The sequence below is a fragment of the Reinekea blandensis MED297 genome, from assembly GCF_000153185.1.
GTDB lineage: Bacteria > Pseudomonadota > Gammaproteobacteria > Pseudomonadales > Natronospirillaceae > Reinekea > Reinekea blandensis.
Window position 1 is genome coordinate 17,967 of sequence record NZ_AAOE01000038.1, and the last position, 15,373, is coordinate 33,339.

Consider the following 15,373-nt stretch of genomic DNA (forward strand, 5'->3'; position numbering starts at 1 on the left):
CAATGGAGACTACATCCGTAAATAATGGCGGTGCGAATAATCCGTCGTTAACGCTGCATCAGCGTGTTGCGATGCAGGGAGTTTTTGGCTGGGTTGCGGCGTTCGTAATGCTGGTCATTTTGTTAGTCAATAACTTCATGTTGGCCCGTGAAGACAAGGAGGTGCTGGCCGTCGATCCCGCTACAAATAGAGTCATCGGGAGCGTGATTTTTGACGAAGCACGGGTTCGGAGCGTCAGCCAGATCAATAAAGATCTGAAAGGGTGGCTCAGTGCCTACAATTCCTTGAATGCAGAGACCGTTTGGGAAGATGCTCAAATCGCCATCAACCATATGGAAGACAGCTTGGCTGAGGCCACCTTTAAACGCTGGACAGAGCTAAGTCAGGAACAAAAGGAAAAAGGCCAAGCGATGCCTTACCTGCAGCAGATCGAAGCCTCGGGTAATGTCGCCCGGGTGGTCTTTAACGATGAAGAATCAACACTCAGACGCGATGATCGTGTCCCGACGCTTTTCTACGGTGAGATCCAGTTCGACATTATTTCGGGGATTGTGAACCCGACAAAACGCACCTTGCGACAGTCGATAAAGTTCAATCTCGTTCCCCGTTCAGAAAATAATTCGCTGGGTATGGAGGTGATCGATGTTCAAGACATCTAAGGCCATCATTGTTGGGTTTGCTCTGCTCGCAACCCTTACGAGTGCTGATCCGTTGGATCAGAAACGAACCGGAGTCGATGGCGAAGCCACAGTCGAGAACTTAACCGAGTTTTTTAAGCCAAAAGAGCTATCACCTTTCACCAGTATGCGTATCAAAGTAATGCCGGATCGTGGTACTCGCCTGATTTTCCCGTTCTCACTGACCGATGAAAATCTGAAACCGACATTGAACATTTTCAATGCGAACAGCTCGGTTTTTAAGGTCACTGAAGATGAAGAGCGAATTACTGGTCAGCCCGTTCTCGACATTGAGTACGTCGAAGAGCCAGCGGAGATTCAGCGGAGATTTAAGGAGGAGGGAGGATTTAGGCCTATTTTGGGTCAAATTCAGATTTCAATCGGTGGCTACTATATTGCCATTGAACTGGAATCGACCCTGAAACCCAATGACGTGGTGCCTAATTACGTGTTCCAGCTTTCCGAAGAAAAGCGTGAGCATTTGATCGATCTTGCGGTAGATCGGCATAAGCAGGCCCTGGATATGGAGTATAAAGCCCGCTTTGATGCACTGGACGAGGAGGCGGAAAAGCGAACGATCAAATACGTTGCCGACCTGATTGCTCAGGACCCAGAGACTAAGTGGATCAAGGTAGAGGAAGAAAGCGCTGATCAACAGATCAGCCTGTATGTCGAGCGTTTTGAATACTTCAATGATCGATATGGCGTTATCCGATTCGAAGTCTCGAATCAGTCGGGGCGCGGTATGGAAATTAGTGATATTCAATTCATTGGTTTGGTCGATGAGGTAGAAGAAAAAATCGATGGCTACAGTAACTGCGTGGATTGGCTTGAGAAGCGTGAGACCCGCCAATGTGTTTTTGTTACCCAGAACTTAGGGGTCCATCGATTTAACAAGATGGAAACCGTCATCAGCGGTGAGGAGGACTCATGGTCAATCGTCTGGTAGTTCGCGGATGCCTGGCAATGATGTGCCTTGCGGGTGCTCATGCAGGTAATTTCACTATTGAGGACTTAAAGGGAGCCTCAAATGCCAATCAGGACGCGTTCAGTTCATCCTCACAGCGGCTGAAGTCCCTGCAAAACCAGGGATTGGAAGTTTTGGATCATAACTCAGTGATTTATGAGATCAGTGATCGAACGTTTCCGGGGTATATTCTACCGAATGGAACTGTTGTCCCAGCGATCGTTAACTCAGTCACGGGTGACCGCAAACCGGCTTGCTTGGACAAGTACTTTCAGCGGCACCTGGCCGAGTATGATCCAGCCAGCGGCATGGTAACCTGTAAGATTCGAGAGGCGGACTTGCTCGACGTTGCCGATAATCAGAAGTCGGTCGGCAGCAAAATCGCGCGACCGCAACCCGGCACTCCGGTTCCAGAACCAGAAGCCGATGCACCAGTGTTGGTGGAAAAGCATTCAGAGGAGCCCGTGGTAAATCCTGTTCCAGTTCCAGATACGCCTGTAGAGCCTCCTGAAACACAATCGGAACCCAAGGCGAACGCATCCATCGAACCGCGCGATTCTCGCCCTCGGCATGCGCCGGCGCAAACGCCTGCACCGCCCAAGCAGAGCCTACCCGACGATCTTTACTTGCCACCTATTCGATCTGCAGGTACCAGTAACTCTTCTGGTTTAACCATGGTGAGTAGCACTGAAAACGACTTTGGTGTGACTAAGGGAACATGGGTGTCAGCTGAGATCCAGCGCCGAGTGCGTTCCAGCGATCGAGGTGAAATCGAGCTTCACACCCTAGAAACCATCTATGGTGAAAAGAAGACCATTCCCGCGGGTACGCGGTTGTTTGCAACACCGTCGTTCAATGGTGGATCTCAGCGATTGGATCTGACGGTCACGAACTTCATTTTTGAAGGTGAAACTGAATCCATGAAGGCCGTCGTCTATGATCGATCAAAGGAGTTTGGTATTGCTGGCAAACTGATTCGTGATCGTGAAAGTGAGGTGGCCTCCGCCGGCAGTGAAGCCCTGATGGCCACTGTGGGCAGTGCGGTCTCCAATATTCCATTTGCGGGCGATCCACTGTCCGAAGGGGCGGAGTCGATGACAGACTCTATGATTGGCTATGAATCTGGCTATCTTCCGGATGCTCGCGCAGCCGTTGTTGAAGTGCCTCCTCAAGTCGTATACATCCAAATTATGGCGAGTTTTTAAATTGAAAAAGAAATACTTCTCAGCGGACGAGCTACGGCATCTGACTGATGCGAAAGGGTGGAGCGAATCCACATTAAAGGCCCATTTGGGGGTCCGGAAAGCAGTTCTCGATGACATGTTTGAGAACGGAACTGACGATCCGAAAGTTGTCAGCCGTTTGAATGCCTTGGAGCACAATCTTCACGAACAGCAGTCGTTTACAGCCCAGGACTTCCAGGATTTGATGGCGGAGTTGGGCATAGAGTCGAATGATGTGGCGTGTCACATCGATATTTCTCGTTCAGCCGTAGGGCGTATGGCCTCATTGTCTGACGATTACGAAGTATCACCGGTCTTAAGAAAGTTGCTCCGACTGATGGCGCACCTGGAGAAAAACGGCATCAAGACATTGGATCTCGTCTCAGGCTTGTAGCCTGTTAGATCCAGCAGTTTCGCGCGTCAAATCGAAAGGTTTTAATGGAAAGCGTGATACAAGTCTAAAACATTCTTGTGTTATTTTTGAAAACATAAGGGTTCTATAATATAGTTTCACTGAGTGTAGGGAAGGGCTCAGTGTGATAGATTCGCGGACTTCAATCATTAGACTATTTTCCAGTCTATCTGCCTTTGTAGACCGTGAATCCAATATGAGACTTCGACTCACCGAAAAGCAGCTTGAGTTTGCGCTTAGCGGCTTGAAGCAAGCCAACAAGTTGCGAAAAGGTGCGACGTTCGGATACGAGCGTTATCAGGTCGTTGGGACGGATTTTTATATTGACGGATTGACCCCTCCTCAAATCGCGAAAAAGCATGGCGTATCTGCCGTCTACATCCGGAAGGTGTTGGCGAAGATCGACGAGAATTTTCAGCGAAACCTCGAAAAGCATGATCTCGAAATTATGGTGAGCTTAGTTAAGCGCGACCGTCGAGACGAACTCAATGATGAGATCTAGTTCACTCTTTGATTCAAAAGGATGAGCTGAGCCCGGATTTGGGCTTTTCATTTTGGTAAATTGTCGCCTTATTGTGACAAAGGATAATGTCAATGCGAACAGCTGCATTAGTGTCGTTGCTATTGATTTCTGCTGGGTCTGCCTGGGGGTTCAGTTTTTCTGATCTCGGGGTAGAGGCTGGTGTAGGAAGTCGACTTGCAAGTTATGCACATCAAGAAGGTGATCTCGCCTACGAGCTAGACGAGTATTATCTGTTCGCCGTCACTCTATCAGCCAGTCGATCCATCAAGTATGGCGTTGAAGCGGGGCTTAGCTTTAACGAGTACAAGGCTGATGATGATTTCCTAGGTGAAAATCAAACTTTTTTCTCGACGTCTCTCTACGCATCTAAACGATTACCAATCTCGCGATCTTCTGATCTTTGGTTAGGGGCTGGTTTCGGCTCCCGTTTTTCCAGTCACTCGGATCGTTTTTCTGTGTCATCCGACGGTTATTTGGAGCAAACATTTGAGGATATCCCAATGGGGTACTCCGGCATGTTTGCCCAATTGAGAGTCAGCTATCAAATGAATGATTTATTTGGTGCCGGCCTACCGTTTGGAATCAGTATTTTTGGCACAGCAGAAAAAGGCTTTTCTGAAAGATCCGGTGCCGCCACGATCGGGACTATGTTTGTTTTTTGATCATTTGGGCAGTGCAATATTAAGGACTCATTACCCGGAGGTAATATGAATAAGGCAATACTGGCCGCATTGGCGGCGACAATGCTAATGGTAGGTTGTGACCAGGGAGCAGGGTCATCCCCTACACCACGGCCTATCGGTGACTTAGCGTTCAAAGCTCATGACGCGGAGCTAATTAATTCAAAAGTAGAGGTCTACAGTGTTGACGAGTACTTAAAGCCTATAGGTGAGCCGATTTCAGAAGGGTTAACAGGTGAAGATGCAAGATTTCACTTTAAACCGAATGTAAGAAGCCAGAACCTCTATGTCAAAGTCGGAATGACTGGTCACTATTTTGAAGAATCTACCGGTAAAAAGATTGAGCTAGAGCCAACAGACTACCTCTCTGGCATCATTTACTATCAGGCCGGTGATACGCTCGATTTCACGGTATCTGGCTATACTCATTTGGCCTCAACGTATGCTCAATGCCTAATCGAGCGATATGGTGAAAATGCGAACAATGCGATGACTGCTGCAAGTTCAGCTTTCACTAATCTCGTAGGCACAGATATTTACGACACCATTCCTGTCAATCCGTCATTGAACGCATCTGCCGGACTTCAACTGGAAGGTGGTACTTCTTACGGAATCGTTCATGCGGCCGTTTCACAGTTTATGAAGCGGATTGCCGAAGACCAGTCGATTGAGCCGCACATCACTAACTATCGCTCAATTGACTACTATCGGTTTGCCGCTCGGGACATCAGCGAAGATAGAAACTGTGCTCTTGATGGCAAGATTCAGGACAAAGATGGAACGACTGTCGATCTTGGTTTGGGTACTTATCTTTTCTCCGATGACACCTACCGAGTTGATACAGCGCGTGAAGCCCTTACGTTTTTGAGATCCGACCGAAACCTTACCGCAATCGAAGATAGCGAGTTCATGCTCGCAGCAGAGGGTATTGCGTCAGCAGAAAACTCCCGGTTGTTTCAGGGGATTGACCCTACGCCGTTGGATGATGAACCACCCGTCGTTACATTGAATCATGCGAACTATGAGTATTTTGGTGGCAATGATACTTATAGTGTTTCTGCCTCTGATTACACTGGTATCAAATACATTGATTTGTGGGTTAGTGATCAATATATCGGTCGAAAGTCTGGTGTTGAAACGGCCGAATTTGTGTTGCCTACCATGGATTTCTCGGATGGTCAGCATACGGTTGAAATTTTAGCTGTAGACAATCAGTACAAAGAAACAAGGGTTGAGCAAGTTATCAATATTTGGAATGCGAGCCCGATAGTTACTCTCTTGTCAGATCGTCGCACCAATCAGCTTGATGAAAGTGTTGTCGTTGGCTTTTCAAGTCCAGTCGGCGTTGTAAGCGCTGAAATAGGTGGTGTTCCTGTGGATGTGGTTGACGGCGTTGCGACCGCGGAAATCACTCTCAATCCAGGGTATAACCAGGTTATTGCTACGGCCACAGATGGCCTTGGACGAACGACAAACGATACGGTTGAGATCTATGTGGATCGAGTTAAACCAGTTATGAAGCTCGATACACCGAATACTTACTATGAAGTCGATTATTCGGCAAGCGCTGATGAAAACCATACCTACAGCTCTGTGTTGAATCTTGGAGCTAATGCACCAGATCCGCTGTACATCGATTCAAGTCTTGTGAGTTTAGATGGCACTCCATTAAGCGCAGGGGCTTTAGGTACTGCGAAATACCCATTTATTGAGTTTTTGACAACTGATGACTTGGGTACTCAAGATCCGGCAGTAATTACACCAGGGAAAGACATTGTTGTTTCGTTCTCTTATTTCCGTGATGACAGCATCGTTTTTGAACGTAAACCGCTTGCAGCGCTTTCGAGTGAAGGAGTAGGTGCAAACCAATATATTTTACCGCTTACAAGTGAATACCTTGGGGAAGGGTGGTTTTTGCATCCGGACACAACTAAGCATTCACTGAAAATTTATCTTGAGGACTTGGCAGGGAACGAGTCTTTCTATGATTTTCAGTTTTATGTTCGGTACTTCCCAGATGCGCCGACCATTGCCGTTACGGATGTAACGACTCGTTATATTCATGACTCCTTGGACTCATTGCCAGTAGAGGGGGATAAAGAGCGCGTTGCGCAAGCTGTTTTTTTTAACCCCAATCCGTTTCCGGTTAAAGTCGTTTTCAGCAATATTGGTGAAAATCAGTTTGAGCAAAACCGACAAGCAGGGATTCGAGTCAATAAGTTAGAAAAGCGTATAGTAAGCACGGCAACAGCAAAGTGCGCGTCATTTTCCCAGACGGCATTGCCAGCCGGTAGTGGTGAGACTTCTGAGGTAAGGCATCATGGTGCGTCCGCGAGCTTTTCTCATTCGTCTGGCGAAACAGTTAGCCTTGTTCCAAATGATTACGTGGGGTATCGATCCGGCTCTAGTTTTGTGCAAGAAACTTTAGTCAGTATGGGGCATGTCGGGGACGTAACTACTGAGATCTTTTATAACGGTGACGTGGCCCCGCTGACAGAAGAACTTACGTTTAAACCAACCATTCAGTCCTCCGTTTCAGGTGCTACTACTTTGCTCTCAGGTGGTGCTGCTTATACGATTGGCGGGGTTTTCCATGATAAGCGCTATTATCAGGTTCGATCTCATGGTGCCCTATTAACTCGAGTCGGTAATCGATGGGGTTGTCCGCTTCAGTCTGTAAATAGCGGTGAAGTGTATTGGAAGGATCTTTTTACCTCATACACCACTACAGGTGGTAATGCTGGCCTCGGCACTCTTGACTATACCCGTCATAGTTTTAGCTCAAAGCCAATCACTGTTGAACAGACGATTACTTATGGTGGAGTACAGGGTTACCCAAGAAATGAACTTACGCCGAGCTCAGATACTCAATCTACAGCATTAGAGTTGCGATCATTAGACGATCAGGTCCTGTCAGAAGTGGTTTTGCAGCCAGGTGATAACAGTCTGGATATTGTGGCGACATTCCCAGGTTATTCATCAATCTCTACTGATTGCGATTGGGAATATGAAAACTCTAAAACGTGTACGACGAATATAGATGTTCGTTCATTGGTGGAGATTGACTATCTGCTGTCGACGTATTTGGAGAATGACCCAATGCCGTCATACGGTGTAGCGACGGATGTTGTGGAGTTCACAACGAGAATTGATTAACTATTTTCAGGAGGGGGTTACCCCTCCTTTTTTTTAACCAATGTAATCTCAAGCCCGGCAGCGTCACACATCCTAAGTAGTAAGCGGACGTTGTAGTTGCCTCGGTTAACTGCATTGGCAAGAGATTGAGTCGTAAGCTCATGGTCTGGAGTGGCCTGACTGATCCTTTCAGCCAGGTCAGACCACTTTAACCCGCTCTCAACTTTCAAATGCTTGGCAAGTTTTGTGGCTTCGTTATTCCAATCTTTGCTCAAAATATAACCCTATATGATTATTTATACTCTTATAAGAGTTGTTTTGATCCTGTGATGATCCTATTCTGTTCGTGACGTAGCTGTTGTGACGAACTTTGAAAAAGGAATATCCGATGAATCATAAACCCAAACGACCGGGAGTTGTAATCTACATGGATCAGCGCCGCCGCATTGAAACCAAGGCGCAGCGCGTAGCAAAGCAGTTGGCATCATTGCGCCCCTATCCAGGTTGGCTCCACAGCCTTTTAGATGCGGCCCTGTATCCATTGTCTGAACAGGTTCGAAAAGCGAAACAGCGCATTCAATCCCTTCAGGCAGAGCTACGGCGTCTGACCAAGCTTTTGCAATTGATGCCTCCGATCGTCTCAGGAGGTGCGGCATGACTACTCAACCAGCAGCCCGGGCGAATAAGCGCGTAAAAGTCGAAATCTGGATTGACGATCCGATCTATCAGCAGTTTTTAGAGCGTGGTAAGTTCAACCATATCGGCTTTCGGAATGTGACTCCGGAGCAGGGCATTACTGATGCGCTTCAGCTTCACTTTACCAAGCATATAAACGACTTTCTGAAACACTACCTGACTGCGAAAGACGGCAGCCTGTTGACCCCTCCGCCGCTTAAAATGGAGGTTTCAAATGCGACCAAATAAACGTCCAGGAGTGCCAGCAGAACCTATTCGCATTCGACGGTTCTCGGAGGAAGAAAAGGAAGCAAAGGATCAGATCTGGCGACGGTTGATCGTCGCCGGTGCGCGTAAACGACACCCACGCCGAACGGAATTTAAGGAAACCTATTGTTATGAAACTGATGATTGTTGAGTCACCCAACAAATGCAAAAAGATCGCTGAATATCTGGGGGCAGGGTGGATGGTGAAAGCAAGTGTTGGTCACATCCGCGACTTGCCCCAAAAGGATCTCGGCGTCGATGTTGAAAACCGATTTCGACCCGCGTATGTGATTTCAGAGGGAAAGCATAAGGTGGTGAAGGATCTGCAAGCCGCTGCAGCTAAGGCCGACGAAGTCTGGTTGGCCACTGACCCGGATCGAGAAGGCGAAGCCATTGCTTATCACATCCGAACGGTACTGGGCCTGAAAGACAACTACAAACGGGTAACATTCAACGAGATTAATAAAGGCTCGATTCAGAAGGCTTTGGCAAGCCCGCGTAAACTGAATATGCAGATGGTCGCCGCGCAGGAAACGCGACGCATTCTGGACCGCTTAGTCGGTTATACCGTCTCACCAGCCCTACAAGCTCAAAGCTCTGCCGGTATGTCAGCCGGTCGTGTGCAGTCGCCCGCCGTCCGTTTGGTGGTTGATCGAGAACGAGAGATCCAGGGCTTTACACCCCAGGATCATTACACCGCTGTTATCACCTTGGATAACGGTCTGGAAATGAAGCTAGACACCAAGCCCTTGCAGAATGCAGAGGGGTTGGTGACCGACCCGGCGATTATTGATGCTATCCTGCATCCGCTATCCGATGTGATTATTACAAAGGCCGCGACTGAGCCTAAACAGGTCAATCCTAAGCCCGTTTTCACGACCTCTGAGCTTCAGCAGGTCGCCTCGACCAAGTTGGGCCTGTCTCCGGATCAAACCATGAAGCAAGCGCAGTCGTTGTTTGAGGCAGGTCGAATCACATATCACCGAACCGACGACCCAAACCTGTCAGATGACGGTTGGGCCATGATCGCCGCTTATCTCGAATCGCAAGGCATTCCGGTGTCTCCGGAACGCCGCAAATGGAAAGCAAAGGATGCGAATGCGCAGGAAGCGCACGAAGGGATTCGGCCAACGTCCATGACGGATGAACCAGGGCAGGGCGATACCGATCAGCTTTATCGCTTGATTTATGAGCGAGCGATGGCCGCAGTGACGGTCAATGGTGTGGATATATCCACACAGGTCATCGCAAAAGCGACCTTGGATCTCGATGTACCTGTCGAGTTTAAAGCGTCAGGCAAAGTCGTGGAGACAATGGGTTGGCGGCAGCTAATGACCATTGAAGTTGCCGAATCTAAAGACACGCAACTGAAGTGCGTTCCAGATGTTGACCAGGTGTGTGCGGTCGCTGCCAAATCTCGCAAAGACCAGGTGACAACACCGCCCGCCCGGTATACCGAGGCATCCTTAGTTAAGGAGCTGGAAAAACGCGGTATTGGTCGACCGTCCACCTATGCCACCATTTTTGTGAACGTTTTCCGGCGTCAGTATTTGGAAGTCGGAAAAGGCCGTCAGATCACACCGACGCCGTTAGGTGTGGCCGTTGTCGATGCATTGATGTCGATGGAGTTCATGGATTACGACTACACTGCTAACTTGGAGTCGCAACTGGATCAAATGGTTGAGGGGCGATTAAAACTGCTCGACGTCGTTGGTCCGGCCTATCAGCAGATTGTTGATGATCTGCCAAAAGTCAGCGTAAACCAGTCATCGATTAGTCAGTTCGAGCAGGGCACCCAAGAAGCTTGCATTCAATGCGGCCACCCCATCAAACGACTACCCAAGAAAAGTAATCCGAAACAGTTTTTCTGGGTTCACGTAGATGAGGCTCATGCTGAGGGCTGCGAGAAGTTCATCGACGACATGCGCGGCAAGCCTTACATGGCTGATCTTCAGAGTCACCAATGCAAACTTTGTAATGGTGATTTAGAGCGCGCTTACAGCAAAGCCAAAAACCGTCACTTTTGGGTGCATAAGGACGATAGTGATTGTGCAAAACGAACGTACCAGGACAGATCCGGCAAGCCGGTTCTCGATGCGTTGCCGTGTCCAGGTTGCGGCTTTGCTCTTGTGCGTCGGAAGAAAAAGAATAAGAATCCGAAGACCGGGAAATTCGAGCATTTCTGGGTTCACATCGATGCCGATCACGTCGAAGGGTGTGAGCAGTTCATTGATGATCAAATCGGTAAGCCAGCTTTAAAGTCCTCGTTGTAGCTTCGAATCCGACATGCCAGCAAAGTTTTTTGAGGGATTTTGAGGGACTCAACGTCCCTTCATCGCCAGCTCAGGGATGGTTAGCATTTAAATATCTTCACTAGATGAGAAATTGATATGGCGGGTTTCACAGAAGACTATCGACCTCGTTTTACGGAAAGTGTAAGTGATCGTATTCAAAAAACAGCGAAGGCGTTCGGCTTAAAGCCGAATGTGATGATTCGGGAAATTGTTATCGATGGTATGGCGAGAATTGCATACCTTCAACGGCATCCCGAGTGTTTAGGGGAGTATGATATAACAGACTTTACGCCGTCAGCTTTGCTGAGAATAGCGAATGTGGCAATGAACTCGCCATCTGATCTCGATGCAGCTAATGACGATAGCTAAGCCGTTTAGTCAGGTTTATCCCCAGAAAACGGGGATAACCCTGTCGATAACCTCTCTCAAATGAAGTATTGAACGCCTTGCATCAAGTGACCAGTATCTAAGCTCAGTACTTTCAAATACCGTTCCGTTTCCCGAACACTCGCATGTCCCAGCCACCCAGAAATCACCTGAATATCCCGACCGTGTAACAGCGCATTGACCGCGAAACTGTGCCGGAACGTGTGTGGCGTCACCCGCAGGCCGGGATTGTAGTGCTCTCTGAGCCGTTCCATTGCATCATCCGTCCAGCGCTGGACTGTACGTGAAGTCAGTGCCTTGGGTTTGGCTCGTTTGGCATCGGTGGTTTTCGTCCGACTCTGAAAGATCGGCGCGTGTTGCCCGCCGCGATGCTCGCCCAGGAATCGCTTCAGCATGGCCCAATAGTGCGGATCAACGACCGGGACCAGGCGGTAGGGCTGACCGTTGCGCTTTTTCAGCGTCGGCAGGGCGATGCCTTGGCCCAAATGATCATCATTGATGCAATGCGCCGGAGTCATCGCCAGCACTTCGGAGATTCGCCCTCCCGTCACCCAGAGCGTCGCGAATAGGACGCGCATCTGTTCGGTGCGGGCGCTCTCGATCAGTTGGGTCATTTCCGGGAGCAGGAGATAAGAAAGCTCCGGGTCGTGTTGCAACACCCAAGGGCGCAGTTTCAGAAACCGCGCCCAGTCGATCACGATTTCCTGCTGCGGGATAGTAGTCACCAGGGCGTTCAGATCCCCGGTTGCCAGCGCCGACGGCGAGGGCATTTCAGCAGGAAGTTGACCGGTAAAGATGTCAGGAGTATCTGGATCACGAAAGCTCATTTATTGCTTTCCTTTCGATATTTCAAAATCAGGAATACCGGCGCGAATAAAAGATGCTCTGTTTCCTAGTTGAGCATCGTAAAATACATATATAGGATCAGCCTTCGCACTATCCAGCGTTTCGCTAAACTGCTCAAGAATTGCTTCCCCTGTATTGATGGCTCGTTGTAAACGACGGACCGTATGGAATGCCTTTGCAGATTCAAAGTGCTCAGGAGGCCTTATCAGAAAGTAATCGCCTTCCTGTGACAGAAATTTTTGGTACTCACCGCCTAGGGAAAACTCATCAACCGTCTGCTGCCTAAAATAATCTTTTCCATGCTTATCATTTCCTACACGGACTTTTTTCGTAACAACAATTTGCTCGCTTTCTATCGTTTCAATATCCCTCATCACGCTTTGCATTAAACTCAATAAACTCTGCGTTTGTGCTTGGTTTTTTGCTATATCGACTTGTTCTTGCATCGACTCCTTGACGTCTTGGAACTCTCGCTGTTGCATTCTGATCGTCACCAGCAAACCGATCAGAGCCAATAGTGCAATGAAGGGATTCGCAACTCCGCCAACAAAGTCACCAAATTCAGCCCAGACGGCTTGTTGATCAGAGACTGGATGGAACTGACCGATGTTAAGGTAATAAGCTGCAAAGGGGGTCAAAATCACCAACATGCCGAGCCCTCCTAAAATCCAAGGCAAGAGCATTTCGGATCGGTTCGTCATCGGATTGGTTGGTTTGTCCATTATGTGAATCCCTCACGTATTTAGTCAGTGAAAGGGCGCAACGCGCCCGTTTAATTGTCGTATAAAGTCAATATCCGGTATTTTACGACAAAAAGCTATGTTTTTTTGCAGGTTCTGGCGGGTGTGTTACGATCGTTGTACCTGGTGTTCTGCAGGTGTATGGCCCTGAAAGCCAAGCATAGCAAGGGGTTTTGCATTGCCCTTGAGCACAGCGGCGAATCTTCCTAAATGTCGCAAAATAGTGGGTTTTGCGACAAAGCCGAAATAATAGGACTCATTACTGTTTGCGTGAGTTCGTCACGTTTTTAAGCGACTGCCTAATGCGTGAATCCTTCATGATTATGTATGTCGTTAATTTGTGTGAGTGCTTCACGCATTTGGCGGGTCCTTGTCTAAAGTGAAACCTTCACGTTTATGATGAGTCGTGATGATGGCCCTCAATGGCGTTCCTCACCACCCTTCAATGGATTTTCCGTGTCGGTTGGCGCGGGCCAGGACGGCATCACTTTACAGGCACTCATCGAGATGTGCCTGCTTGCTTGTCGTTATTCAGATCAGACGATCTAACGGGCTTTGGACGCTTCTCATGTCAGTCATGAGGATGTGGGTGTAGATCATGGTCGTGTTCAGGTCCTTATGCCCCATCAACTGCTGTATGGTCCGGATATCGGTGCCGGTCGTCAGCAAGTGGGTCGCGAAAGAGTGCCGCAGAGTATGGCAGGTGACTCGTTTCGTCAGCTGAGCCTGCTCTGCTGCTTTTTTTACGGCCTTCTGCAAGGTCGATGTTGAACAATGCCATCTCATTTTTCGCCCGCTCTTCTTGTCCACGTTGAGCACGCCAGAGCTAAACAAAAACTGCCACTGAATACTTTGCGCGGCGTTGGGCGATTTCCGATCGAACGCCCAAGGTAACTGAACATACCCCGCCCCCTGAAGGGTGTCTTGAATATGCTGCTCTTTTCGATGAACCATAACCGATTGCAGCGGACCCACTAAGCGTTCCGGGATGGGGACCACGCGAGCCTTCAACCCCTTTCCGTTGCGGATCGTGATTGACTTCATCGCTAAATCAACATCTTTCATTCGTAAAGTGACACACTCATTGACCCGTAACCCCGATCCGTACAGAAGGCTGTCCATGACGCGCAGTTTTCCCCGGATTCTATTAAGAAGATCGGTGACCTCAGCCTGGGAGAGAACGGTCGGTATGTTCTTGAATCGGCGCTGGGATCGTAAGAAATCAATATCGCCCAGATCGATCTCCAAGACATGCCGGTAGAGATACACCAGGGCATTCAGGGCCTGAGCTTGCGTTGAGGGCGAGACCCGCTTTTGAGTCGCCAAGTGGGTTAAAAACTGAGCGAGCTCCTCCACCCCCAGGTCTTTTGGATGTCGTTTATTATGAAAGTAGATGTACTCTTTTGCCCAGTGAAGGTAGGTCTGGATGGTGTTTGGGCTGTAGTGATTGCGAGCAAGAATATCTCTCATTTGAGGGAGTAATTTAGGTTTTCGGTCCGCTTTTTCCATAATCCGTGACCTCCATGGTCATTTAAGTGATTGATATATAGGCAGTTCTCCGAGAAGGTAATTAGGTAAATCGTGATATACGGACTGGCGGGTCCGCTTTATCAACAAGATATGATATGAGCAATGGTTGCTAAGCCATTGATTTTCAGCAATATTAAGACAAATTTTTAATCAACATTAAAAGTGATATGCGGACCCGTCTTTTGCAGTTGGGTCCGTATATCACACTGTTACTGGTATGAATTAGTGAAAACAATTTACGTAGTATCACATACAGAATCCGAGCATCACCTTAGTGATCTAGTAGGTGGTTGGTATGATTCTGAGTTGACTGAAAAAGGTATTTCAGACGCAAATGCAATTGCTGAAATTTTAGGCTCTGAAGGTAAAGTTGATACCATTTTTTCATCTGACTTGAAACGAGCAAGTACCACTGCAGAATGCATTTCGAAAATTGTGTATGCTCCTGTCATAGTGAATAGCTCCCTAAGAGAAATGAGTTTCGGAGAAGCTGAAGGTAAAGAGCAAACCTGGCTCGATAAGCGGATAAAGCCAGAAGATGGTGATAATCGGTTGGACCACCGTATTGTTACTGGTGCCGAAACTAAGAGAGAGTTTGCAGGCAGGATTTTTAAATACTTAGACAGTATAGAATTACCTGATTGCTCAGTGATTTCGACTCATTCTTTTGCGGCTACTTATGTAATTGCATGGTGGGTCGGTATGTCACTTGAATCGGTCGGGTACGTTAACTTTGGAGTTAAACCCGGAAAAATTACAAAATTGGTTGAAGATGATTTCTTTAAGAATCGAGCAGTTGCCTACCTCAACCAGTAACAAAAACAGGCAATGGACGCGAGAAAGATCGCGCCAATGCTGTAAACGTTATCACACAAGGAAGAGAAGAAATGAAGCAAAAGGGAAGTTGTCTGTGCAATGGCGTTCAGTACGAAATCACCGGCGAGTTATTCGATGTATTGAATTGTCATTGTTCAATGTGCCGCAAGCTTCATGCTTCTGCGTTTAGAACCAGAGCAA

16 protein-coding genes are annotated in these 15,373 nt (G+C 48.1%); 13 read left to right on the forward strand and 3 right to left on the reverse strand.

Going from position 1 to position 15,373, the window contains the following annotated elements; translation table 11 throughout:
- The first annotated feature begins 2 nt into the window (after window positions 1-2).
- The 11 genes from MED297_RS00120 (at window position 3) to MED297_RS00180 (ending at window position 11,222) form a co-directional block, all read left to right on the forward strand.
- The gene (locus MED297_RS00120; protein WP_008041224.1) at window positions 3-659 is read left to right on the forward strand and encodes a hypothetical protein; all 657 of its coding nucleotides are present in this window, start codon (window positions 3-5) and stop codon (window positions 657-659) included.
- Complete coding sequence (locus MED297_RS00125) at window positions 643-1,626, forward strand: hypothetical protein (RefSeq protein ID WP_008041225.1); 984 nt, start codon at window positions 643-645, stop codon at window positions 1,624-1,626. Before MED297_RS00120 ends, MED297_RS00125 begins: the two co-directional genes overlap by 17 nt.
- A complete protein-coding gene (gene traM, locus MED297_RS00130; protein ID WP_008041226.1) occupies window positions 1,608-2,849 on the forward strand; it encodes a conjugative transposon protein TraM in 1,242 nt (413 codons plus the stop codon). The genes MED297_RS00125 and traM overlap by 19 nt, the downstream gene beginning before the upstream one ends.
- A 115-nt stretch (window positions 2,850-2,964) precedes the next feature.
- Window positions 2,965-3,261, forward strand: coding sequence for a hypothetical protein (locus MED297_RS00135; RefSeq protein ID WP_154650795.1), 297 nt, complete (start codon window positions 2,965-2,967; stop codon window positions 3,259-3,261).
- Window positions 3,262-3,475: 214 nt separating this feature from the next.
- The gene (locus tag MED297_RS00140) at window positions 3,476-3,781 is read left to right on the forward strand and encodes a hypothetical protein (protein ID WP_008041228.1); all 306 of its coding nucleotides are present in this window, start codon (window positions 3,476-3,478) and stop codon (window positions 3,779-3,781) included.
- Window positions 3,782-3,873: 92 nt separating this feature from the next.
- The gene (locus MED297_RS00145; RefSeq protein ID WP_008041229.1) at window positions 3,874-4,464 is read left to right on the forward strand and encodes a hypothetical protein; all 591 of its coding nucleotides are present in this window, start codon (window positions 3,874-3,876) and stop codon (window positions 4,462-4,464) included.
- 45 nt (window positions 4,465-4,509) lie between these two features.
- Window positions 4,510-7,638, forward strand: coding sequence for a hypothetical protein (locus tag MED297_RS00150; protein ID WP_008041230.1), 3,129 nt, complete (start codon window positions 4,510-4,512; stop codon window positions 7,636-7,638).
- 367 nt (window positions 7,639-8,005) lie between these two features.
- On the forward strand, window positions 8,006-8,275 hold the full coding sequence (locus tag MED297_RS00160; RefSeq protein ID WP_008041233.1) for a hypothetical protein: 270 nt from the start codon (window positions 8,006-8,008) through the stop codon (window positions 8,273-8,275).
- Window positions 8,272-8,541 (forward strand): hypothetical protein, encoded by a 270-nt coding sequence (locus tag MED297_RS00165; RefSeq protein WP_008041235.1) that lies wholly within the window; start codon window positions 8,272-8,274, stop codon window positions 8,539-8,541. Before MED297_RS00160 ends, MED297_RS00165 begins: the two co-directional genes overlap by 4 nt.
- 149 nt (window positions 8,542-8,690) lie before the next feature.
- Window positions 8,691-10,832, forward strand: coding sequence for a type I DNA topoisomerase (gene topA, locus MED297_RS00175; RefSeq protein ID WP_008041237.1), 2,142 nt, complete (start codon window positions 8,691-8,693; stop codon window positions 10,830-10,832).
- A 117-nt stretch (window positions 10,833-10,949) separates the two neighbouring features.
- The gene (locus MED297_RS00180; protein WP_008041239.1) at window positions 10,950-11,222 is read left to right on the forward strand and encodes a hypothetical protein; all 273 of its coding nucleotides are present in this window, start codon (window positions 10,950-10,952) and stop codon (window positions 11,220-11,222) included.
- Between the two features lie 56 nt (window positions 11,223-11,278).
- Here MED297_RS00180 and MED297_RS00185 read toward each other — a convergent pair whose 3' ends face one another.
- The 3 genes from MED297_RS00185 to MED297_RS00195 all read right to left on the reverse strand — a co-directional run bounded on the left by MED297_RS00185 (window position 11,279) and on the right by MED297_RS00195 (window position 14,335).
- Complete coding sequence (locus MED297_RS00185) at window positions 11,279-12,067, reverse strand: tyrosine-type recombinase/integrase (RefSeq protein WP_008041241.1); 789 nt, start codon at window positions 12,065-12,067, stop codon at window positions 11,279-11,281.
- Window positions 12,068-12,808, reverse strand: a complete 741-nt coding sequence (locus MED297_RS00190) for a hypothetical protein (protein ID WP_040556339.1) — start codon at window positions 12,806-12,808, stop codon at window positions 12,068-12,070.
- Window positions 12,809-13,357: 549 nt separating this feature from the next.
- On the reverse strand, window positions 13,358-14,335 hold the full coding sequence (locus MED297_RS00195) for an integron integrase (protein WP_008041244.1): 978 nt from the start codon (window positions 14,333-14,335) through the stop codon (window positions 13,358-13,360).
- Window positions 14,336-14,581: 246 nt separating this feature from the next.
- On the opposite strand from MED297_RS00195, the gene MED297_RS00200 reads away from it, so the two are divergent.
- Together MED297_RS00200 and MED297_RS22730 are read left to right on the forward strand one after the other, a co-directional pair.
- Window positions 14,582-15,172 (forward strand): histidine phosphatase family protein, encoded by a 591-nt coding sequence (locus MED297_RS00200; protein ID WP_040556340.1) that lies wholly within the window; start codon window positions 14,582-14,584, stop codon window positions 15,170-15,172.
- 71 nt (window positions 15,173-15,243) lie between these two features.
- Window positions 15,244-15,373, forward strand: a 130-nt coding sequence (locus MED297_RS22730) for a GFA family protein (RefSeq protein ID WP_473965376.1), incomplete at its 3' end; no start/stop codon positions are given.

Bases quoted from the DNA above. Each gene is read 5' to 3' on its own strand.
- MED297_RS00140 (WP_008041228.1), top strand. From the start codon at position 3,476: ATGAGACTTCGACTCACCGAAAAGCAGCTTGAGTTTGCGCTTAGCGGC.
- MED297_RS00160 (WP_008041233.1), top strand. From the start codon at position 8,006: ATGAATCATAAACCCAAACGACCGGGAGTTGTAATCTACATGGATCAG.
- MED297_RS00145 (WP_008041229.1), top strand. From the start codon at position 3,874: ATGCGAACAGCTGCATTAGTGTCGTTGCTATTGATTTCTGCTGGGTCT.
- MED297_RS00120 (WP_008041224.1), top strand. From the start codon at position 3: ATGGAGACTACATCCGTAAATAATGGCGGTGCGAATAATCCGTCGTTA.
- MED297_RS00180 (WP_008041239.1), top strand. From the start codon at position 10,950: ATGGCGGGTTTCACAGAAGACTATCGACCTCGTTTTACGGAAAGTGTA.
- MED297_RS00135 (WP_154650795.1), top strand. From the start codon at position 2,965: ATGTTTGAGAACGGAACTGACGATCCGAAAGTTGTCAGCCGTTTGAAT.
- MED297_RS00195 (WP_008041244.1), bottom strand. From the start codon at position 14,335: ATGGAAAAAGCGGACCGAAAACCTAAATTACTCCCTCAAATGAGAGAT.
- MED297_RS00185 (WP_008041241.1), bottom strand. From the start codon at position 12,067: ATGAGCTTTCGTGATCCAGATACTCCTGACATCTTTACCGGTCAACTT.
- MED297_RS00150 (WP_008041230.1), top strand. From the start codon at position 4,510: ATGAATAAGGCAATACTGGCCGCATTGGCGGCGACAATGCTAATGGTA.
- MED297_RS00190 (WP_040556339.1), bottom strand. From the start codon at position 12,808: ATGGACAAACCAACCAATCCGATGACGAACCGATCCGAAATGCTCTTG.
- topA (WP_008041237.1), top strand. From the start codon at position 8,691: ATGAAACTGATGATTGTTGAGTCACCCAACAAATGCAAAAAGATCGCT.
- MED297_RS00125 (WP_008041225.1), top strand. From the start codon at position 643: ATGTTCAAGACATCTAAGGCCATCATTGTTGGGTTTGCTCTGCTCGCA.
- traM (WP_008041226.1), top strand. From the start codon at position 1,608: ATGGTCAATCGTCTGGTAGTTCGCGGATGCCTGGCAATGATGTGCCTT.
- MED297_RS00165 (WP_008041235.1), top strand. From the start codon at position 8,272: ATGACTACTCAACCAGCAGCCCGGGCGAATAAGCGCGTAAAAGTCGAA.